General features: G+C 43.7%; 1 protein-coding gene. It reads left to right on the forward strand.

Annotated features, from left to right (window positions below; translation table 11 throughout):
* Window positions 1-515: hypothetical protein (locus A9513_RS36235; RefSeq protein WP_176707297.1), on the forward strand; the 515-nt coding region annotated here is incomplete at both ends.

A 515-nucleotide genomic window follows, 5' to 3' on the forward strand; every position in this document is an offset into this window, starting at 1 on the left:
CTCAAGAAATACATCATCGACTGAAAGAGTTGGAGGAGCAGTTAGCCCTACTAAGGGAGCGCGCTAGCACCACATATAATCAGTTGATCGACAGGGTACAATATTACTTTGCGTTGGCTAGTGAAAAGCCTGCTAAGCAAGTTGAGAAGGCTAAGCTCCTTCAAGAGCTAACTCATCAGAAGAATCAGAACGCAATCCTACGTGCAGATCTCAAGGCGGCTCTTGCTGAATCATTAACTCCTGCGGTATCAGGATTTATCACTTCAAAGATTATTTTGGAAGTGCCTAATGCAGGCTCAGATTCTGAGGCCATTCTGAGTTTTTTGGAGAAACTGGATTCGTTATCTAGTCAGAATCGATCTTCACTTGTTACCGCAGTCTACATAATGTGTGGTCTTCCAATGTGCGGCAAGTCATCTTGGATTGATAATCACAAGCCACCTACTCCAGGCGTATCCTTATATGTCAGTGGGGCAAGTGATACAGTTTCAACTCGGAATTTGTTAGTTTCTAGG

It is taken from the genome of Pseudomonas sp. AU12215, assembly GCF_001675465.2.
Classification (GTDB): Bacteria; Pseudomonadota; Gammaproteobacteria; order Pseudomonadales; family Pseudomonadaceae; genus Pseudomonas; species Pseudomonas nitroreducens.